A 21,359-nucleotide genomic window follows, 5' to 3' on the forward strand; every position below is an offset into this window, starting at 1 on the left:
GATGTAAGCGCTAAAGACAAACTATTTTTTTGAGACAAACCGATTCATTATCTAGCGTAAGCGTTACCAATTCAAGGGGAAAGGAGATAAAACCAATATTTCTGCACTAAATGCAACTTCCACGCACAAAAAGAGCCAGCGATTAGCCAGCTCTCTATCTAATTTCAGTATATATCTTTGATCTTTCTATTCAACTCAAACCTTATTCCACTTCTGTTTATGTAATTATTCTTTTTTTCTATAAAAATATCAACTATGGAATATCATAATCAAATACCGTATTCGCTCCATCCACGCCTACATCCAACACAATATCCATAAGTTTTCCATTGACGAACAGAGGGGATTCCGCTTTCCCGTAAAACTCCAACTTACCTGTAAACGTTCCATGACGTTCAATCTCAACATGTACGGGCCTCAATTGGACAGACTGCAAAGCTTCCAATAGTGGATCGTCCTTAAACTTATAACTGCGTGCGAGATCAGGCAATAACACGGCGGATACGGAATCTCTGCCGTAATTTTTGAGTGTCAGGTCACAGGTTGCTCGGGTCTCACCCGTTTTCAGCACGTTAAAGGTACAAGAGCTTGCATTCTGTACATAGGATACCGCATTAATGCCTGTAGCTCCCCACTTGGCAACATACATGAATTTATCCGTCATGTACGAGTAACTGAGAATGATAGCGATAACTACGATCCATAACCCTTTTGCAAGACCGGGGGATGATTTCCCGATTTCTTTGCGTGTAAGGTAAAAGCCGCAAGCGAAGATCCCCAATCCAAGGAAAAGTGTGATATGTACACCACTTAAATAAGACGTAGTATACGGTGATATACCTATTGCTGACAGCATGGTATCCCCAACAGAAAAACCAAGATGATGGTTAAATGTAAAGATGATAGCAAATAGCAATAAAGCCCCTGAGAACACAAGTCTGGTTCTCGACACACGAACACCCCCTAATCAACCACCTTATTATATCATATTTTTCCTATTTATGATTAACAATCCAAATCAAAAAACAACATAAAAAGAACGCCTTCGGTTGTTTACCGAAAACGTCCTCCATTTTCACCGCTGACAAGAGCTTGTAGTAACACAAGTCTCTCTGTCATGGCTGACGATCATTTATTGCTTAGACAAGAATGCATCGAGTTGTTCCTGTTTGGCTGCAATAATTTTATCAATTCCTGCTGCTTTCAATTTCTCCAGATATTTCGGAATCATCTCATTTGGATCAACGGCGCCCGATGTCATACCCGGCTTGAACTGTTTGTTCACGTTGTTGACCGCAGCAATTTCATTTTTGACAGATTGGCTGTTGAATGTAAAGCCCAGTGCTGGAGACTTGACACCTTTGGCGTTAAATTCTTTGAACTTCTCCCATTTCTGTGGATCTTCATTATCCCAGAGGAAGTTCAGGAACTGGTTACCAAGCTGCCATTGGGCACCTGGGTTATAGGTACGACTGTTGGCATCTACGCCATCAGGGAGAGCAATGATATTATCCTGTCCGTCTTTTTTCACATAATGTGTACCTTCAATTCCGAAGTTCAGCAAGTTGTTAATTTCCTTGTCGGAATGCAGCAGGTTAATGACCTGCATCGCTTTCTCCGGTTGCTCGGAAGAACGGGAGATTGCAAGCATCGCTCCAGACGCATCACCCGTCGTGATTGTCGGCTGTGTCATCTCAATCTGAGTAAGTGGGAAACCCACATACCCTTCTTCTTCTTTATCCTTGCCTGGCTTCATGCCATCTGTCCAGAGAAACGCTTTTCCAGCCTTCGCCTGGTCTTTCGGGAACACATTAGAAGTAGCAGCATCACTGTTGATATATCCCGCTTGATACCACTTGCGAGCGAGTTCAGCTGCTTCTTTGAATTCAGGGGTCTCCACTTCATTCAGCACCGTTGTTCCGCCTGCTGTTTTGGAGATGACTCCAGGTACGGAAGCATCACCGAGATAATCCCAATCCAGATTCTCCAACAGCCCGTTACCGTTGGTATTGGACATATAGAATGGTGTGATGGCTGGCTCGTTTTCCTTAATTGTTTTGAGCAGGGGCTCCAGATCAGCCCATGTCTTTACAGCTGTCAGGTCCAGCTTATACTTGTCAGCCAGATCTTTACGTACCAACACACCACGTGTGGCAGCGAGTTCCTTATTCGTAGGAACGCCATAATTCACGCCGTCCACCTGGGAACCTTCCAGAAAGGCAGGGTCCAGGTTTTTCTTAATATCCTGACCATGTGCATCAAGCAGATCATTCAAGGGCAAGAATGCGCCTTTAGCCACATTCACCGTGTAGTTCTGCCAAGCTGCTGTGAAGATGATGTCTGATTTTTCACCTGAGGAAATCATGAGATTCAGCTTGTTATCCCACTGTCCCCAGTCAATTGCATTGATCTTAAGCGTGGCTCCGATCTTCGGTTCCATCTTTTTGTTAATCTCGGCTTCCACCAGAGCGACATCCTTCTGTGGTGTCCCTGGGTAGAACAGTGTCACTTCATAGGGTTTGCCCCCACCTTCACTTGCTCCTCCGCCTTCTGCCCCAGGTGTTGTTGTTCCACCCTTGTCTGATGAGCAAGCAGCCAGCACCAGGCTCAGCGCCATAACCGTTGCCATCATGCGTGACCATACCTTTAATGATCTAACCAATTGAACCCCTCCTGTCATGTGTTGAACCATACAACCGAATTCCCCAATTCACAATTAAACCGATAACTACTTCTGTATATGCCCTTTCAGTCCATCTTCATTTACCTTGCCCACTCCGCTAACCGGTTCAGAGTTATCCCTTCACAGCGCCAACCGTAAGACCTTTGATGAAATAACGCTGGAAGAACGGATATGCCAGTACAATTGGACCAATACCGACCACAGCCATCGCCATTTGCAGAGTTTTGTTAGGCAGATTGAGCAATCCACCCTGCGACGAAATCTGTGAAGAGACGTTGGAGTTGGTTGTTAAATATTGAATATCGAGCAGCGTCCGGTACATAAGGTACTGAAGGCTAATCGTCCGGTTATCTGATATAAAAATCATGCTAAGGTACCAGTCATTCCAGTAATTCAATGTACTGAACAACGCGACGGTTGCCATTACGGGAAGAGAGAGCGGAAGCACGATACGTGCAAACGTTCTCAATTCTCCCGCACCATCAATCCGAGCCGATTCCAGAATAGACACCGGAATGGAGTTTGCGAAGAATGTACGCATGACCAGTACAAAGAATGGGGATAGCAGTAGCGGCATAATGAGTGCCAGTAGGGAGTTTTTCAGATCCAATACGTTGACATAGACCAGGTACCAAGGTACCAGACCCCCATTAAACAACATCGTGAAGAAGATGAAAAAAGCGAACCAGCCCCGGTAAGGCAGATCTCTCCGTGAGAGCGGATACGCATACAATGCGGTCAGCGCAACACTTGTAATGGTACCTACAACGGTAACGATAAAGGATATACCATACGAGTGAATGATCTGATCCATATCTCTGAACAGAAACTCATAAGCCGTCAGGCTGAATTTCTCTGGAATAAGCTTATATCCATTGGCAATTACTGTTGTCTCGTCCGAAAATGAGATGGCGAAGACAAGCAGGATCGGCACGATACAGGCAATGGCATAGAATAGAAACATCGCATGAATAACGGATGCGGAACGCTTCGATACGGCTAGTGGATCACGTGATTTCACAGCTGACTTGCCTCCTCTCAAAATAATGCATTATCTTTATCAATTCGCCTTACGATGGTATTGGATACAAGAACCAGTACAAATCCAACGATTGCTTGGTAAAGACCGGCTGCTGATGACATCCCGATATCTCCACCGATAAGGAACGTACGATATACGTAGGTATCCAGTACATTCGTTACAGGGAACAGCGCTCCCGATTCCAATGGAACCTGATAGAACAGACTGAAGTCTGCATAGAATATACGACCAATTTGCAATAACGTCATAATGACGATTAATGGGACGAGAAACGGAATGGTAATGAAGCGTATCTGATGCCATTTGGTTGCTCCATCGAGCACAGCTGCTTCATAATATTCTTCATCGATACCCACGACAGCTGCCAGATAAATGACGGCATAATATCCAATATTCTTCCATGTGTTCACCAGTGGCAAAATATACGGCCAATACTTTGGCTCTGAATACCAGTCGATCGGCTGACCGCCGAACATCTGCAGAATCGTTGAGTTCATGAAGCCTGAATCCTTGCCCAGGAAAGCCAGTACCAGATAACTGACCACAATCATGGACAGGAAATACGGCAATAACATAAGTGATTGATATAACTTGGACATTGCCTTGTTCTTCACTTCATTGAGCAGAATAGCAAGCCCGACACCTACAAAGAGATTCAGTGCAATGAACACCGTGTTATACGCGAGTGTATTTCGGGTAATTTCCCATGCATCACTGGTTGAGAACAAATATTTAAAATTGTCCCATCCACTCCATGGGCTACCCCAAATACCATCAGCATAGTTTACATTTTTGAATGCGATCAGAACGCCGAACATCGGCATGTAGTTGTTCACCAGCAGAAACAGGACACCTGGCAAGAACATGAGATACAGCACCTTGAATTTGCCAAGATTGTGCCACACAGACTTGCGCTTTCGGACTGTTTCTCCCGGTATTTCCGATATCCGTACTCCCTTACCCGCCTGGGGTTGTGTCTTCATAACTTGTTCTCCCTCACTCCTCTTGAATTCTTCCTCAGGATGAAGCTCCGTTGCGGCTCCTGTGGTTCAAGTATACGGCGGGGCGAGTAAGACCTCTATCTGCTGTGGTGACCTGTTGACTTATCAAATTATGACTTTAGTGCCAAATTAAACAAAACAAAAGGCGCAGCATGCTGCGCCCTGAACTATACGGTACGTGACTGTTTTCGAAACTCCTGTGGCGTTATACCCGTGCACTTTTTGAACATTTTGGTGAAATGCGAGTAATTGTAGTACCCCACCTTGCCAGCGATATCCGTCACTTTGACTGTGGACTGGGACAACAATGTCTTCGCTTTGGCTACTCTGCCCTGCAGAATAAACTCAGATAGGGACATCCCCTTCTCTTTCCGAAACAGACGTGATAGATAAGCGGGATTGAATCCGGCAAAAGCTGCAAGCTCCTCTCGCATAAGTTCTTCACCAATATGAGTTTCAATATAAACGCACAACTGATCCACAATGGTCATGGGGCTATGATCGTCCGGGTACAATACCGGGATAACACGATCAATCAGATCAGACGTCCATTGCTTCAACTGCGGCAACGACCTTGTCACCATACCCTCTTCCGGCTCCCGTTCACCCGGATACAGACTGCGTATTGACACGTTTTTCTGATGAAGCAGCGGATAGACCACATGCAGCATGGCATGATAGTAGAGATGCAGCATTTCAGGAGACAAACCCTCTTGGGCAGCAAGCAACTCAAAAATCTCATCCACACGTTCTCGCAAATCCCCCACTTTACCCGTCTCAAAAAGAATGGATAATTCCGAAAACCATGGAATAGGCAAAAAGCGATCTTCCTGATCTCTTCCCCGCTCATCATAGACAAAAACTTCTTCAAGCTCCTTAATATTGCGCCGTTCCATATCCATCAGTTCATTCAACATGCCTTGCAGTTCAGTTACAGCAACCGGGGCACCAACATAACAGGACAACCGACAGTAGAAATACGTACCACATTCCTGAATATACCCCTGACAACGTTGTGCCACTTCGCTCGCACTCGGGATGATGCCATTTTGCTCATAAGCAAGCACAATATTTAATCCACTTTGATCCTGAAACACCTCACCGGGCTTGTCGCCAAGCATCATCTCCTTGGCTGCATTACGAAGGGCATATTCCAATACCTCTTCGTCACGTAAATCAAAATCACGTACCCATTCCTCTACCGAGATCACAATGGGTAACACACGAGCCTGCGGATCAATCTCGGCACCATACAGCTCTGCGAGCTCTTGCAACCGTTGTTCGGTTAACGTGATACGCTGAGAGATGGCATCTTTCCAGAAGCGTTCCGTCAGCAGCGGTTTATGGGTTTTCCAGCGTTTGTATACGGTCTCATAAACTTCGTTGGTACGGGTACGCTGCTCTCCATCCTTGATCTTCTCCACTGCCTGAGTTACTACCTTAGTCAATTGATCCGCTGGAGCCGGCTTCAACACATAATCAAAGCTGCTTAGCTTAATGGCTGTCTGAGCATAATCGAATAAAGCATGCCCTGTCAGGAAAATGGTCAGTATGCCTGGATCATGTTTTAACACCCAACTTTGCAGGTCAAGCCCTGTTTCACCAGGCATCTCGATATCACAGATCATGATATCAATAGCATTAGCCTTTAAAATCTTTCTTGCCTCTTCGGCATCACCAGCACTGTATACCTGGTCAATGCCTGCTGCTTGCCAATCGACTCCTTCCACCATTGCTTGTAATGCATACACTTCATCATCCACGATCAACAGGTTCCGCATAGGCTCCCCCTTCTTCCTCTTCGGTCTGAGCGGGTAAATCAATGATGACTTTGGCGCCATGATTCACCTCATTGCCAAACTGCAAACTGGCTTGATCACCATACTTTACTAAAAGCCGATGAGCCACGTTCCATATACCGATATGCTGTCCACTCGGGTCTTCAGCGTATTGTCCATGTTGTAGACGCCCCAACAATTCCTCTTCAAATCCGACACCATTGTCCACAATCATCAGTTGAAGCACCGTCCCATCGTCCTGACCGGACGACTTCTCACCGAGGCGCGCCACGATCCGAATGACAAAGGCTTGTGTCCGGCGCTGAAATCCATGAATAATGGCATTCTCCACAAAAGGCTGAATGGTTAATGGCGGAATCACATAATGTCCCAGATTCGACTCAACATCCAGTTCAAAATCGAATCTGCTTGGAAACCTCAGCTTTTGAATTTCCAAGTAATGACGAATGTGCTCGAGCTCTTCATCCAGACGAATAACACGTTTGCCTGCACGCAGACTGAATCGAAAATAATCGGCCAGATGACCAGCCATCTGCTGCACCAACTCATGTTTTTGCAAGGAAGCCAGACTATGAATAATATTGAGCGAATTCAGGTAAAAGTGAGGATTGATCTGCATCTGTAATTGTTTGAACTCTGCCTCCCTCGTTCGCAGCTGTTCCTCATACACATCAATCTTCAGATGCCTGATCTCACTGGTCATTTGATTGAAACTTCTTGTCATAAATTCAAGCTCCGAAGAAGATGGCGGGTCCAGCTTCACATCGAGATCTCCACGACTCACCCTTCTCATGCCTCGGATTAACGCATTCATCGGGCGGAATAACAGATGCCGCAAAAAGATCAGTGCAGTAACCAGAATTACTGCCGCACCAATGGGAAGCAGACGAATGATCTGCTGGAAAAACGGGAGGTTACGCATCATGTCTTCCTCAGGCAGCAGCACGATATAATTCATCTCGGACATGGCCGAGGCAATACCCAGCATCAAATATTGACGTGCTTCTCCCTTGTTCACAACTTCAGAGATAACCTGATACGGATTCTTCAGGCCAGGAAGATGTGCCGCAGCCAGCCGAATCTGTGCAGTATTTAATGTGGAATCCGATAGTGCCCCACCGTCTGTTCCAACAATGACTGCGCCTCCCCGATCTCCGGATTCAGTGAATTGTTGTGTATGATTCAGTGCATTCATATCAACAAGTGCACCTGCATAGAACTGCTGGTTGATTCGCACCGTTTTCACCAGCGCATTCCACGTCCCGCCTCGCACGATGCTCCATTCCGGCTTCTGGATATCCCCTTCCAATTGCTGCATCTGGACTGGCATACTCTCCTGCACAACCGACTTTTTGACATCATAATTGCCTGAAGTGGCGAGCAGCAGATCATCATTCACGGCATCATATAGAAAAAAAGAATCGATTAGATTATAAAAACCGATATCTGTCATGAATTTGTTCATAATCCGTTGCTTTGCAATGATATAATCACCGCTGCCGTATTTCAGAAAAAACAGAGAGATGATATCCGGGTCCCGCTCACCCAGACTATATAAATACCGATTTGTCTCCTGTAATACACGTTCATTTTGCTCCACACTCTTGGCGAGATGATTCATATTGGTGAGGGATACTTTGTCACGTACAACTTTCATGGCGTAGACGTTGTTGTAATAAAGCAGCATGAATAATGGCAGCATGATCAATGTAAGGCCCACTATAAATTTAAAACGAAGTGAACGGATTAAACTCATGGATTATAGATTCCCGCCCTTTTAGAGGTAGTTTAAAAAGTCCGCTTTTGATTACGAATTATGCCTAGCGGCATCATCAGCTTCGAATATGAAAGTCAGCCGAAATGTCCGTTGCTCACGTAGTTTCCCTACGCTCCGCTACTCCATTTCTAACTTCATTCCATCTTCTCGGTACTGAAAACCAGACTTTTTGAACACACACTTTATTTCAACATAGTTTTTTTCTATTTTCTTCCTTATGATGGCATGTTTATTGTAATCACCCCTGCTTGCCATTGTCTATGGGGTCCCGTGACCTTCACATATCAATTCTGGTGACTTTCATCCGCTCCGATTTCAAGAGTAACAAGCTTCATGTTGTAATAAATTCTCCAGTTGTAAAATAAATCCTTCATTTATAGCTCAGAAGCTTCTCCCTAAAAATAAATGCTGCGGCAAGCCCCGGACTCCACGAACGCCCGATCTTGACATGCATACGATATATCACTCCTCGGGTTAGTCACCAGGATGTAGGGAGGCCTGTTCGATGAATATTCAACTCACTGCGTTACACTATGTCTATCTGGCATTTATCGTCTTGATCATTGCCGTAATGATCCGGCGCAGGGACACCACCATCATCTGTGTCGCAGGTATTATGACCATTGGACTTCTGGCAACCGAAACCTTAAGCGGGTCAGTTGCTGGGATCTTCAGCAGTTTTATCTATGCAACAAAAGAATTGTTAAGTACGATTTTCATCATCTCGATTATTGTGGCAATGAGCCGTGTTCTGATCAGAACAGGCATTAATGAGGTCATGGTAACACCTGTCACCCGGTTTATCCGTTCTCCTCAGGTCGCGTATTGGGGTATCGGATTGATCATGATGGTCGTATCACTATTTTTCTGGCCATCCCCGGCCGTAGCACTCGTCGGTGCAGTACTCCTTCCTGTAGCCGTGCGTGTAGGTCTTCCCCCGATTGGAGCTGCCATTGCCATGAACCTGTTCGGACATGGGATTGCACTGTCGGGAGATTACATTATCCAGGGGGCTCCCAAACTTACAGCTGATGCGGCGGGTATACCGGTTACTTCCGTCATGACGGCCAGCATACCTCTGGTCATTGTCATGGGAACGGTATCAACACTTACAGCCTTCTGGATGCTGCGCAAAGAGATGAAATCAGGCTCACCTGTTCATCCCCCCAATTTTATATCAGGTACCGTGACCACGGAACCTTCTTCCTCATCAGAGGCTGTGTCCACCTCCCTACCCACTAGTCAGCCTGTTCAACGTCAAGTCATGTCACCCCGTTTGCAAAAGACGTTCGCTCTGCTTATCCCTCTGTTATTCGCAGTTGATGTGATTCTGATGTTTGTATTGAAGTTGCAAGGCGGCGACGCAACAGCTCTGATTGGCGGAACTGCTGTGGTTATACTGATCGCTGTTACCCTTGCCGCACATCGACATGCGGGACCAGAGGAAACGACCAATTATTTAATAGAAGGATTTCAGTTTGGTTTCAAGGTGTTTGGACCGGTTATTCCCATAGCCGCATTTTTTTATCTGGGAGATGCTGCGATTACGGAGTTGTTCATCAACCCTCTTCCTGAAGGTTCACACGGGATCGTGAATGATCTCGGGGTCGCACTTGCTGGACTGGTGCCATTGAATGATACGGTGGGAGCCATTACAATGACGGTAACTGGAGCAGTGACCGGAATGGATGGTTCGGGGTTCTCGGGGATATCCCTGGTTGGCTCGATTGCGTCCATGTTTGCAGGATCCGCAGATTCCGCACCTGTGCTGACAGCACTCGGTCAGGTTGCAGCCATATGGGTAGGTGGCGGAACCTTGATTCCATGGGCATTGATTCCTGCTGCTGCAATCTGCGGAGTCAATCCTTTTGAACTTGCAAGACGCAACCTGAAGCCTGTACTGCTGGGACTCACGGTAACAACAATTGTAGCCATCTTTCTGATCTGACCAAAGGTTATTTACACTGACACTACGATGACAGAAGCACCTTCCAATCGCTGTTATTCCCAGATTTTTTTGATTCCCTTTCTTAAGGGGAAATCCGGTAATAGCGTATGCTTCCGATGCAGCTTTCTTTCAGAAAGCTTTTAGGCGACCGCTTCGCTTTTTCAGGTTTTTTCTGTCCTCTCCGTTATCGTGTAAATGATTAGTTCATCTCAAATAGACATTTTAAAAAGACGTGCGTGAACGCGCCCAGTTCCAGAGATCTTCACGTTTCATCTCGGCTAGATGTAGCATGTCCACATATGGATCTCCCTGTAATCCAAGTACAGAAGCAAAAGCAGGCTCCGTCTTCCACCCTGCCTGTTTCAGTCTGCGGATCTCACGGTGTCCCGCGTCTCCCCACAGTTGCAACAATCTCCACTCTACGATCATATGTAAGTATGCATTCTGCCTGTAAACTGGCACGGATTGGGCAAAAATCTCCACAGGCCAATGTCCCACTTGCAAATTACAAGTCACATAAGGACGTTGGTCTGGAAGATCCCCACCACGTACACATTGAAATTCAGCAATGGCTCCGATTCGATTGTATATCTCGGCTTCAAACACATCCAGATCCTCTGCATAACACAGCAGATCCAGATCACTGCCCGGAATATCAATATCAATCGGTACCGTTCCTGCTGGATATGGGTGATAGTCAGCTAATATCTCGAGCAATCCACTGCTCTGTAACACATGATATGCGTCCTGCTGACGTGCATTACCCGAAGCCAGATGTGCCATTACTTCTGCGGTAGTACTCATCTCCCCGCCTTGGACCACAGTTAGTTCGAGCCGCCTGTAATGACCTGTTTCACACGTCCCACTTGACCGCTCGTCAGTCGTACTTTGATTCCGTGTGGATGCGTAGGTGACTTGGTTAACAGATCCTTTACAATGCCACGTGTCAGCTTACCTGTAGCTTGATCCTGCTTCAGCACAATGTCCACTTCCAGACCTGGCTTAATATTTACACGTTGTTGTCCATTCATCATATTCACTCTCCTCTATGTCGTAATTCATATCTTGTATACTATATAACCCTTAAACACAAAGCTCCATCTATTGTAGACGTTTTGGTTTCAAAACAAAAGGGACGCGGCAATAACCTCCTAAAGTCGGTTCCATGGTTGATATGAAGACCAAGATAAAGAAACCGCAGGTCTCTTCATCTGAGACCTACGGTTTCTAAATTGGATTACCATGCTTAGGGTTGCACGTGCTCCAATATTGACGAAGGTGAAGTGTTGTTCTTCGCAGCTTCACGCGCCTTCACAGCAAGCAGCTCGGACACGGTCACGAATCGATATCCTTGCTGTTGTAACTTCGGCAGGATTGTTTTGAGTGCAGCTACCGTATGGGACTTGCCTTCCACCTTATCGTGGAAGAGTACAATATCCCCATTGCGTGCGTTATTCAGTACTTTTTTAACGATAGCCGATACACCTGGTGAAGCCCAGTCCCGTGTATCCTGATGCCAGGACCAGAGTACAATGGTATACCCTTTTTGTTTGGCAGCCTGAATGACCATGTCATTGTAATAGCCGCCCGGTGGCCTGAACAACAGGGGACGCTCCGCGCCTGCTTCAATGATGGAACTTTCCGCTTCGTTCATATCCTTCATGTACTTGTCCGCACTAGTTGATCGAACTGCATACGTGTGCGCATACGTATGGTTGGCGATTTCATGCCCTTCGAGCTGTTCCTGCTTAATCAGTTCAGGAAATTTGTCTGCCCATTTGCCAAGTACAAAAAAAGTTCCTTTGGCATGATACTGCTGTAACAAAGCCAGGATCTGCGGAGTCTGAATCGGATCTGGTCCATCGTCAAAGGTAAGCGCGATGAGTTTATCCTGTGTGGGAACTTCCCACACAATCTCTCCTCGTTCCTCATAATACTGACGGTTCTTCTGTACAGGCTTCGCATAGGCAGAACTGCTACCCAGCAAAATAATTAGCGTGAACATTCCGATGACTCGGGCTGCCTTCAGGTTCATGTGGTGTCCTCACTTTGTCTTCATACGTAAACTCCCTGTTAGCATTTCCCGATTCACCCGAACTCATTAACGAAAGATCTGATCCACAACTGCAATTTCCTCAGCAGTTAATTCCACATTTAATGTTTGCAGATTGTTAATGACCTGTTCTGGTCGCTTGGCACCCGGAATCAATGCATCAATAGAAGGCCGAGTCAGGTACCAGGCCAGAACCAGATGAGCGACCTCAACATCTTTGGATTGTGCTATGCTGCGCAGTTGCTCAACTTTATTGAGATTTTCAATAAAAGCTTCACCTGTAAACAGCGGGTTCTTTGCCCGTCCATCCTGAAAGGTTGTATCACGATTATATTTCCCGCCCAGCAGTCCCGCTGCCAGAGGGAAGTAGGGCACAAAAGAAATGTTATGCTCAGCCGTATACGGCAACAGCTCTTTCTCCGCATCTCTTTTGAACAGATTATATTCAGATTGCAGTACATCTACATGCCCGTCCTTGTTGGCTTCACGCAACTGATCAATGGAGAAATTAGATACGCCAATGGCACGAATTTTGCCAGCGTCTTTTAATTGTTTTAACGTATCTACCGCCTCATCCTTAGGCGTATGTTCATCCGGAAAATGGATGTAGAACAGATCAATGTAATCGGTTTGCAGTCGTTTCAACGCCTCATCCACGGATGTTCTCAGAAAAGCAGGTGAGTTATCCATGACAATCTTGCCATCCACTAATTTATGAGCTGCTTTGGTTGCAATAATCGTATTCTGCCGCTGACCGGTTTCCTTCAATACTTCACCGATCAGTCGTTCGGAATGCTCAGGTCCATAGATGTATGCCGTATCCACAAAGTTAATACCTTGTTTCAAGGCTGTACGAACCACTTCCTTACCCGTCTCATCATTCAGCATGTCCGGATAGATATTATGTCCGCCTACTGCATTCGCACCCAGTCCAATGGGATTCACGATCAGATCCGTCTTGCCCAACCGAATTTGTTGTTCTGCCATGTCTCATCTCTCCTTCACTGATCGATATAAGTACATTTCTGTAATGATGCATATTTCTTGTTACATATTATATCAAACCATTTAGCATATTTAAAATATCGGATTTATCGGATTACGTATTTTTCAACGCAGTCGCTTCCACGTCATTAATAAACCGGCGCAGTTTCGCAGCCACATCACGGGTGATTTCGCCGTTTTCATACAGTTGCTGAACCGTATTGCGCTGTTCCTGAATCGCCACCATCTGCAACTCTAATTTCTCCTGATTAAACGGATCTTCCGTTTTACCTTGGTTCCAAGTGCGCAATTTGGCAATTACACGCTCATATTTGGCAATGACCGACAGTGCGACGACTCGATTCCCATCATTCATATGGGCACGAATAGCCTTAATTGCCGCTTCAGAGGTACGCAGCTTCACCTGACGGAACAGTTCTGCATTTTCAAGCATGAATGGTTGATTCGGCTTCTGGGACCGGTTGGTGAACAGATGTCCTAACACACGCCCGATCTCGCTGATCGAGGTCATGAACTGAGTGTTTGCGCGATTCGCCAGCATCATTTCCTTTCGATCCAGCCAGCTGTCACATTTGAAGGCCGCATCAGAAGCAATTGCATTTTCGTCCAGCATCACTTCTACTTCTTTACGCTCCGCGCGGGTGGCAATCAGGTTAATAGCCGTTTCTTGTTTCTGAATATCTTTGCGTTTACCGGCGGTGAGCTGACCTGCGGCCTGTCTGATGTACTTGGACAAGTCGGAGACAACCGCCAGTGCCGCAGCTTTGTTCTCATCGTTCATTTCGGATTTGACAGCTCGTATTGCCGCATTCAGCATAATGTCATGTGCTTTTCGTTCTGACTTCTGCGGTGTTTCTTCTGTGGATTTCCCATCGTCCTTGGCCAGAACCGGAAGAAACACACTCGCCGCAATCAGGGAGAAGAGGATAACCCCTGCTGCGAGGAAAATAATCAGATCCCGTTCAGGGAAAGGTGATCCATCCTGAAGCACATAAGGAATGGAGAAAGCACCCGCCAATGTTACAGCCCCCCGCACCCCAGAGAGGGAAATGATCGTAATATCTTTGAATCTGGGCCTGCCAATAGAGGATTTGGTACGCAACAATTCATTCCCTTGCCAGAACAGATAGATCCAGAGAAAGCGCAGAACCAGCAATAACACCGAGATTAGGCCCACATAGCCCAACACCTGCAGATTATTAAACGATACATTTTCAAAAATGGTACTCAGCACATCCGGGACCTGTACACCCAGAATAACAAACACCAGACCATTTAGTATAAATAAAATGACTGACCATGTGCTCGCAGATACCACCTGCATTTTCAACTGAACCGATTCAGCGCGGTCACGCTCAATGGCGTGAATAATACCGCCTGCCACTACCGCAAGAATACCTGATACCCCAATTTCTTCACTCACCAGATAGATGATAAATGGCGTCAGGATTTGCAGCAGCATGTGAATTGTCACATCTTCCATGCCCAGTCTACGGATCCATACCCCTAGCCTGATTAACAGAAAAGATAACAATGCCCCGACAAGAAGTCCGCCAATCGCAATCAGAATAAAACTGAAGGTTGCATTCGCCAGGGAAAATACACCTGTAACTGTGGCTGCAATTGCGAATTTGAAGGCGACCAGGCCGGATGCATCATTCATTAATGCTTCACCTTCAAGAAGCCTATGTATGCCTTTGGGTAAATGTACTCGCCCTGCCATGGCGCCAACGGCCACTGCATCTGTCGGGGACAATATGGCTGCAAGAGCAAAAGCAGCAGGTAACGGAATCGAAGGAATCAGCCAGTGAATGGCATATCCCGCCACGACTACCGTCACGAATACAAGTCCTAGTGCAAGCAGAAGTATCGGTGCACGCAGATTCCATAATTCATTCCTTGGTGTTCGCTTACCATCGTTGTATAACAAAGGTGCGATGAAAAGTACAAAGAACAATTCCGGATTCAACGGCAGATGAACACCTGCGGGAAGCAAAGCTATAGCTACACCAAGCACAATTTGAATGAGCGGAACGGGAATAAAGGGTACAAACCGGTTTAAAATATTGGATAAACCAATTAGTACCAGTAACACAAGTACGGCAATAAATATTTCCATGATGACAATCCCTTTCCGCTATAGAAGTGGTGAAACCTTTGTTGTATAGGTTTATTTTAACATAATCCAGACTTTATTATAAAAATGTTGTCATATTCATATACCCATTTAACTGGTCACAGACTAATCATTATAAGTTGAACTATTCATTTACACGATAACGGAGAGGACAGAAAAAACCTGAAAAAGCAAAGCGGTCGCCTAAAAGCTTTCTGAAAGAAAGCTGCATCGGAAGCATACGCTATCCCCGGATTTTCCCCTTTGGAAAAGGTAATCAAAAAAAATCAGGGGATAACAGCGATTGGAAGGTTATTCTGTCATCGTAGTGTCAGTGTAAATAATCTTTAGTTAACTTATATAGATTGAAGAATTCTGATGGATTCTGTATATAAGATGTTACAATATGCTCAGGACAATACCCGTTTGGAAAGGAACTTGCATCTATGGCATTTGGAATTAAACGACAAGAGCTTGCTGCGTGGAAGGAACAAGTGGCTCGGGGTGAGATCGCGTACCTCACTCATTTCTGGATTGACAACCGATTCCCCGGCATCACCAGTGTCACCAAAGTTGGCTGCGCAGATCTGGAACGTCTCGAGCGTTGGTGCAACGATCATGGGCTGGACCCGCGATACATTCATCGGCGGCAGCCATTTCCCCACTTTGACCTGATGGGCAGCAAACAAAAAGAAGTTTTGATCCAGGAAGGCTTAACGGATCATGTGGTTCGCTTTCATTTGTAAACCAACTCAAAAACGCCAGTCTTCAAGGTTCATCCCCCCGCAATTAGGGACGAACTCATGAGGACTGACGTCTTCAAGGAATCAAGTCATATATGGACTACCGGTGGATCTGCTCAAACGACTTCATGTTCTCCAGCAGTTTCAGTTCAATTTTCTTCAGCATGCCAAACATCTGCTGTTGCTCCTCTTCGGAAAGTGCTTGCAACAATTCCCACGTCATTCGGCCGCGATTCGCATTAAGTGTCTTGGCAAGCTGCGCGCCTTCATCCGTTAAGGACAGCCACACAATTCTCCGATCTTCTTCACTGCGCACCCGCTGGATCAACCCTTCCGTCTCCAGTTGATTCAGTACAATGGTGGTTGCGCCGGAAGACAAACTGAGTTGTCTGGCCACATCAACCGCCATACATTTTTTTTCACGTAAAATCATGCCCAATATATGACTTTTTGTCGGATTCAGTTTACAGTTGGTTTCGGTCTTCTGCTGCTGATCCAATACTTTATTTTTATATCTGAAGAAGGCCTCCAACAATTGATCTACATTTGCCAATTGAGAGTTTCGCTCCGTATCCGGGCTCATAAACGTTCCTCCTGCCTTTCATCATAACCTACCTTATATTGTAACATATTTACACTGTGATGTTTGTGAAAAATGCGCTTGTATCCGACACTCTATAGTTGACTGCAACACTCTTGTTTTATTTTGGGTTTCACCTATTGCATTATGGCAACGGGTTTGTTTATAATAACCTATATCTTTAAAGTTACTTTTAGTTACTTAATGATTTTAATAAATCTGTTGTTATAAAGTAAATAAAGTGTCACCATTATAATGCAAGGGACTTATGCACATGAATCAGAATACACAATCACAACTCAAAACGGATGTTTGCATCGTCGGCGCTGGACCTGGCGGTGCTTTGCTTTCTTACTTACTGAATCAAAAAGGAATCTCCACGATCCTCATTGAGCGGCAGCCCCACCTGCACAAGTCGTTCCGCGGGGAGTTGCTCAATGTGGACGGCGAAGCCATTTTGAATAAACACGGCCTCTATTCCCTCATCCAGGAACGGGGAGCGCTACTCTTGGAACAGATTCAGTATTGGGAAAATGGGCAGATTATTCATACGGTATCACCAGGCAATGGAGAATCTCATGTTGGTATTCATGTACCCCAAGATCATCTCCTGGAAGCCATCGTGTCGCACGCTCAGCAGCACAACTCAAATGAACAAGTACTGTTTAATACCATCATGACTGGCTTGCTACGTGACAGAAACGGCCAGGTCGTGGGTATTAACATTCGGCAGAACGGCGTTCCTGCCTCCATTGAGGCATCTGTAATTGTGGGTGCTGATGGCAGATACTCTGCTGTACGCAAACATTCCGGTATGACCCCGGAGATTCGCAAGCACGGGTATGATCTGCTCTGGGCACGCATTCCGGCACCCGTAGGTTGGGAACCCGCTGTTCGGATGGCCAGCATGGATGGTCAACAGCTCGCACTGTTCTCACAGTTCGGCGGTTATGTTCAGATTGGATGGAACATTCCCGAGGGAGCTTACTCCAAGCTGCGAGAGCAGCCGATTGCTCCTTTTGTAGATAAACTTGTATCTGCTTTTCCTTGCCTGTCTGATTCTGTAGCTTCCAACATTCAGAGCTGGAGTGATTTTGTTCTGTTATCTGTCGAAAGCAGCTATTGCCAGTCGTGGGCACAGGACAATGTTGTACTCATCGGTGATGCCGCTCATACCATGACACCAACCGGTGCGTTTGGACTTAATGCCGCGCTCGAAGATGCAGATGTGCTCGCCGAATTACTTGTCCAAATGGCCGCAGATCAATTCAGTTCCACTGCACAACTTCAGGAACTTCAGACGATTCGCGGTGCAAAGGTACAGCAGCAACTTGCACGACAAGTGGAGATGGAATCCTCTTTCCAACAGCGTTATGAATCCTTTCTCTAAACCCAGTTAATACGGATAAAATGTTTATATGCCCAAACAGCCGATCACTTCCTCATAGAGAAGAATCGGCTGTTTGGCTTGTTGGTTTATCTTTCTTATGTAATTCCGTACCCTTCTTCATTTTCGTTTGCGTGGAGCAAACGTGTCTTCTCTGGGTGCTTCTTGTACAGTATCAACGTCCTTCGGATAGGATGAGATGTTATCTTTTTCATATACTGCTTTCTCCAGACTGCTTAAGCGGCGCAATACTTGTTTGCTTTTACGAACGATATATACAATACCAATAATCAGCAGGATCAGCATCAGCATGAATATAACCATCTCCGGATAAAAGACAAATGACATAAAATTACCTCCTTTTAAAAACGATTGCTTTCCATCATTCTAACCTTAATATGCCAACATGTGAACCCGATTGGAAGTTTCGCTTGTGGACTAAGGACAGGGTAACCTGACACAACGACATGAACTCACCTGCTGCAAAAGCAAAAAAAGGTGGCATCCCTGATCAGGATGACCACCTTGAACCTCGAATAAGATTCGAAGTCTATTATTATTATTTTATCCTTCTCTGCCGTTCATGGCACTAACCCGAAGTTCTGTCAGTGGCAGAGACGTTTGCTCCGGATGACGAAGTCTTACCGTCCGGCTCTCACCGGGGAGCAGATCGAAATAATTGTCACTGAATCGGACACGCCCAAGGGGAAGCTCCAGCTTCACCAATCGTGCAATCGCTCCACTGGCCGTAACCGTTACAGACTGTTCCTCTTCGTTCACATGTACGCTCAATTGCGACTCTGGCAACGTCACATCCTTAGGATCACGCAAGAAGTATCGATTGCTCGGTGCTGCAAACCCTTCGGATACCAACTCAACCATTACTTCCTCACCACGTCTGCCCTGTAACACCTCTGCTTCAGTTAATTCAGCAATACACAGTGAGGATTGTGATGTTACTTCAACAGCATGTGTACTGGAATAGATCTTCTCTCCATTCAATGCATAGACATTGAGTCGAAGCTCCCCTTTCAAGACGTCACGTGTATCGTTCACAACCCACAATGCAAGCGGCTCCCCCGGCTCATGCTCCAGTGACAACAGGACAGGATGAAAGAATATTTTCCCGTAATAAAAGGATGCCTTCGGTAGCAGTTCATAATCAATCATGGACCAGCTTGTTCCTGGCCAACTGTCATTTAATTGCCACACAAGCGCACCGCTGTTACGGTGATTGATGCGCCGGAAATGTTCAATTCCATAGCGTAATCCTTCTGCTTGAGTCAGCATGGAATAATTCATGTACTCCTCTATATTTTGCGGAATGCCTGTGTAACCTTCCATCAACAAAATACCTTTTTGATGATTGGTATCCTTGTTACGATAGGCCATCTCCGGACTACCCCAGTAAAACTGACCTGCGGGCATATTTTTCTCCAGTGTGTAGCGATTGGCCGAGGCGTGCATACCAAATTCACTGCTGAACAGCGCATGATCCTTTTTATAATTTTTGAACGTTACACCTTCAATGCTGTAGTCCAGCAGCGGTGGCTCTCCATGCTTCCTTGGATAGACCGAACCATGCCATACCTGCCAGTTGTGGCGATCCCCCACATCCGGGTCATTCGCATCCTGACCGTTGCTGTCTCCGAACGGCGAAGAAGGCCAGTACGGACGAGACAGATCCAAGCGCTCCAGCACTTCAGGGATTAGCTCATGATATATCTGTTCGCCGTAGAACGGACTGGTAATATCTCCACTTGCCGACTTCATATCATAGAGCCAGTCTATCTCGTTATTACCACACCAGAGAGCAAGCGAGGCACGGTTACGCAGGCGCAGGACATTGTTTTCTACCTCTTGCCGTACATTATCCATGAAATCACGATTGAAATCCGGGAACAATGCGTTCGCGAATGCAAAATCCTGCCACACCAACACCCCTTGCCGATCACACTCATCGTAGAAGACATCCTTCTCATATATACCACCAGCCCAGACACGCAGCATGTTCATATGCCCTTCCACCGACAGCTCGACAAGCTCACGATATCGAGAGTTCGGGATGGCGCCAATCAGATGATCAGCCGGAATCCAGTTGGCTCCCTTGGCGTAGATCTTGACTCCGTTCAGGATAAAAGCAAATACATCTTCACCCCGTTCATTGTGAAGAGCCAGCTCAATCGTTCGTAACCCATAAGGCTCGCTATAACGATCCACCTCAACGCCATCTGCGAATAATGTAACCTCCAGTGTATACAGATACGGCTCACCCAGATCATGAGTCCACCATAACTGCGGTGACGTAACGTTTAATGTGGTATCCGCTTTGCCACCCTCTACGGGTAGTTCAGTGACACCTGCCACCTCGTGTCCGCTGCGATCCAACAGACGAACATTACAGGACGCAACCACAGCCTGCTCTCGTTTTTGTTTGCTACGGAAAGACAAGACGGATTTCACATCTGCCGTGACACGCAAAACAGCCATCTCAGTACTGACTGATTCCGTTCGAGCATACACATTTTCCAGCTTGGCGATTGTTCGTTTTTCCAGCCTTACAGCACCCCAGATCCCCACTGTAACCATACGTGGACCCCAGTCCCAGCCAAAGTTCATCGCTGCTTTGCGCAACCATGGCCGTTCCTTCGTATACGAGGACCAGTCGAAGGTTTCTTTGTCCCGGTGATGCAGGTGTAGCGGATCGAACTTGACAGCAATCGCATTCCAGCCACTGCGTACCAGAGACGTTACATCAAATGCATGTGACATAAGCATATTGGCCGTTTTCCCGACTTCATGGCCGTTCACGTAGACCGTTGCAAACGTATCCAATCCTTCAAACACCAATTCAAAGTGCTCCTCCGTCTCTACATCTCTCACCAGATTGAAGGTTGTGCGGTACCACCATTCCTTTTGTTCAATCCAGCGACTTTTGGCATCATTATGTCCATAATAGGGCGGATCAATGATACTACGCTCAACCAATGCAGCATGTACATCGCCAGGCACTTCAGCCCCAATCCAGAAACGGTCATCCAGCGCAGCTGCTGCCACATCCATTGCCCGCTTCTCTCCAACTTCAAAATGCTGTATCTTCCATTGTCCCGATAAATCCTGACTTGAACTATAAGTCTTCACAGTACGCCCTCACTCTCCAATAACCCTGAGTAATACCACATCGAAAACGTTTGCAGTAAGGCAAGACATGTTTCCTAATCTGCT

17 protein-coding genes are annotated in these 21,359 nt (G+C 46.2%); 3 read left to right on the forward strand and 14 right to left on the reverse strand.

The annotated features are described in order from the left end of the window. Positions 1–253: 253 nt before the first annotated feature. The 6 genes from BLS69_RS13080 to BLS69_RS13105 all read right to left on the reverse strand — a co-directional run bounded on the left by BLS69_RS13080 (position 254) and on the right by BLS69_RS13105 (position 8,281). Positions 254–952, reverse strand: a complete 699-nt coding sequence (locus BLS69_RS13080) for a hypothetical protein (protein WP_091032095.1) — start codon at positions 950–952, stop codon at positions 254–256. 180 nt (positions 953–1,132) lie between these two features. Then, positions 1,133–2,662 carry an ABC transporter substrate-binding protein gene (locus BLS69_RS13085; protein WP_036609560.1) on the reverse strand — a complete coding sequence of 510 codons (1,530 nt, stop codon included), beginning with the start codon at positions 2,660–2,662 and terminating at the stop codon, positions 1,133–1,135. Positions 2,663–2,795: 133 nt separating this feature from the next. Continuing rightward, positions 2,796–3,704 (reverse strand): carbohydrate ABC transporter permease, encoded by a 909-nt coding sequence (locus tag BLS69_RS13090; RefSeq protein ID WP_017689303.1) that lies wholly within the window; start codon positions 3,702–3,704, stop codon positions 2,796–2,798. A 17-nt stretch (positions 3,705–3,721) separates the two neighbouring features. Continuing rightward, the gene (locus BLS69_RS13095) at positions 3,722–4,708 is read right to left on the reverse strand and encodes an ABC transporter permease (protein ID WP_076208980.1); all 987 of its coding nucleotides are present in this window, start codon (positions 4,706–4,708) and stop codon (positions 3,722–3,724) included. 185 nt (positions 4,709–4,893) lie between these two features. Then, positions 4,894–6,507: a response regulator transcription factor gene (locus BLS69_RS13100; protein ID WP_176872703.1), complete on the reverse strand. Its 1,614-nt coding sequence runs from the start codon at positions 6,505–6,507 to the stop codon at positions 4,894–4,896. Then, positions 6,482–8,281 carry a sensor histidine kinase gene (locus BLS69_RS13105; RefSeq protein ID WP_091032100.1) on the reverse strand — a complete coding sequence of 600 codons (1,800 nt, stop codon included), beginning with the start codon at positions 8,279–8,281 and terminating at the stop codon, positions 6,482–6,484. The genes BLS69_RS13100 and BLS69_RS13105 overlap by 26 nt, the downstream gene beginning before the upstream one ends. A 526-nt stretch (positions 8,282–8,807) precedes the next feature. On the opposite strand from BLS69_RS13105, the gene BLS69_RS13110 reads away from it, so the two are divergent. Continuing rightward, positions 8,808–10,250, forward strand: a complete 1,443-nt coding sequence (locus tag BLS69_RS13110) for a hypothetical protein (protein ID WP_091032103.1) — start codon at positions 8,808–8,810, stop codon at positions 10,248–10,250. A 222-nt stretch (positions 10,251–10,472) separates the two neighbouring features. Here BLS69_RS13110 and BLS69_RS13115 read toward each other — a convergent pair whose 3' ends face one another. The 5 genes from BLS69_RS13115 to BLS69_RS13135 all read right to left on the reverse strand — a co-directional run bounded on the left by BLS69_RS13115 (position 10,473) and on the right by BLS69_RS13135 (position 15,427). Beyond that, positions 10,473–11,054, reverse strand: a complete 582-nt coding sequence (locus BLS69_RS13115; protein WP_143023573.1) for a DUF4269 domain-containing protein — start codon at positions 11,052–11,054, stop codon at positions 10,473–10,475. A 20-nt stretch (positions 11,055–11,074) separates the two neighbouring features. Continuing rightward, positions 11,075–11,281 carry a YwbE family protein gene (locus tag BLS69_RS13120; protein WP_026081155.1) on the reverse strand — a complete coding sequence of 69 codons (207 nt, stop codon included), beginning with the start codon at positions 11,279–11,281 and terminating at the stop codon, positions 11,075–11,077. A 215-nt stretch (positions 11,282–11,496) separates the two neighbouring features. Beyond that, the gene (locus BLS69_RS13125; protein WP_091032109.1) at positions 11,497–12,285 is read right to left on the reverse strand and encodes a polysaccharide deacetylase family protein; all 789 of its coding nucleotides are present in this window, start codon (positions 12,283–12,285) and stop codon (positions 11,497–11,499) included. A gap of 66 nt (positions 12,286–12,351) precedes the next feature. Further along, positions 12,352–13,290, reverse strand: coding sequence for an aldo/keto reductase (locus tag BLS69_RS13130; RefSeq protein ID WP_091032112.1), 939 nt, complete (start codon positions 13,288–13,290; stop codon positions 12,352–12,354). Positions 13,291–13,402: 112 nt separating this feature from the next. Beyond that, positions 13,403–15,427 carry a Na+/H+ antiporter gene (locus BLS69_RS13135; RefSeq protein WP_091032114.1) on the reverse strand — a complete coding sequence of 675 codons (2,025 nt, stop codon included), beginning with the start codon at positions 15,425–15,427 and terminating at the stop codon, positions 13,403–13,405. Between the two features lie 443 nt (positions 15,428–15,870). Between BLS69_RS13135 and BLS69_RS13140 the strand changes: the two genes are divergently transcribed. Next, positions 15,871–16,170, forward strand: coding sequence for a hypothetical protein (locus tag BLS69_RS13140; protein WP_091032117.1), 300 nt, complete (start codon positions 15,871–15,873; stop codon positions 16,168–16,170). A 97-nt stretch (positions 16,171–16,267) separates the two neighbouring features. On the opposite strand, the gene BLS69_RS13145 is transcribed toward BLS69_RS13140, so the two are convergent. Then, positions 16,268–16,750, reverse strand: a complete 483-nt coding sequence (locus BLS69_RS13145) for a MarR family winged helix-turn-helix transcriptional regulator (protein ID WP_091032120.1) — start codon at positions 16,748–16,750, stop codon at positions 16,268–16,270. A 271-nt stretch (positions 16,751–17,021) separates the two neighbouring features. Here BLS69_RS13145 and BLS69_RS13150 point away from each other — a divergent pair, with 271 nt between their 5' ends. Beyond that, positions 17,022–18,137, forward strand: coding sequence for an FAD-dependent monooxygenase (locus tag BLS69_RS13150; protein ID WP_091032122.1), 1,116 nt, complete (start codon positions 17,022–17,024; stop codon positions 18,135–18,137). Between the two features lie 117 nt (positions 18,138–18,254). Here the strand turns inward: BLS69_RS13150 and BLS69_RS13155 are convergent, their stop codons facing one another. Then, the gene (locus BLS69_RS13155) at positions 18,255–18,482 is read right to left on the reverse strand and encodes a hypothetical protein (RefSeq protein WP_091032126.1); all 228 of its coding nucleotides are present in this window, start codon (positions 18,480–18,482) and stop codon (positions 18,255–18,257) included. Between the two features lie 216 nt (positions 18,483–18,698). After that, positions 18,699–21,197, reverse strand: coding sequence for a beta-mannosidase (locus tag BLS69_RS13160; RefSeq protein WP_091032129.1), 2,499 nt, complete (start codon positions 21,195–21,197; stop codon positions 18,699–18,701). Between the last annotated feature and the right edge of the window lie 162 nt (positions 21,198–21,359).

This window comes from Paenibacillus sp. CF095, from assembly GCF_900101225.1.
GTDB lineage: Bacteria > Bacillota > Bacilli > Paenibacillales > Paenibacillaceae > Paenibacillus.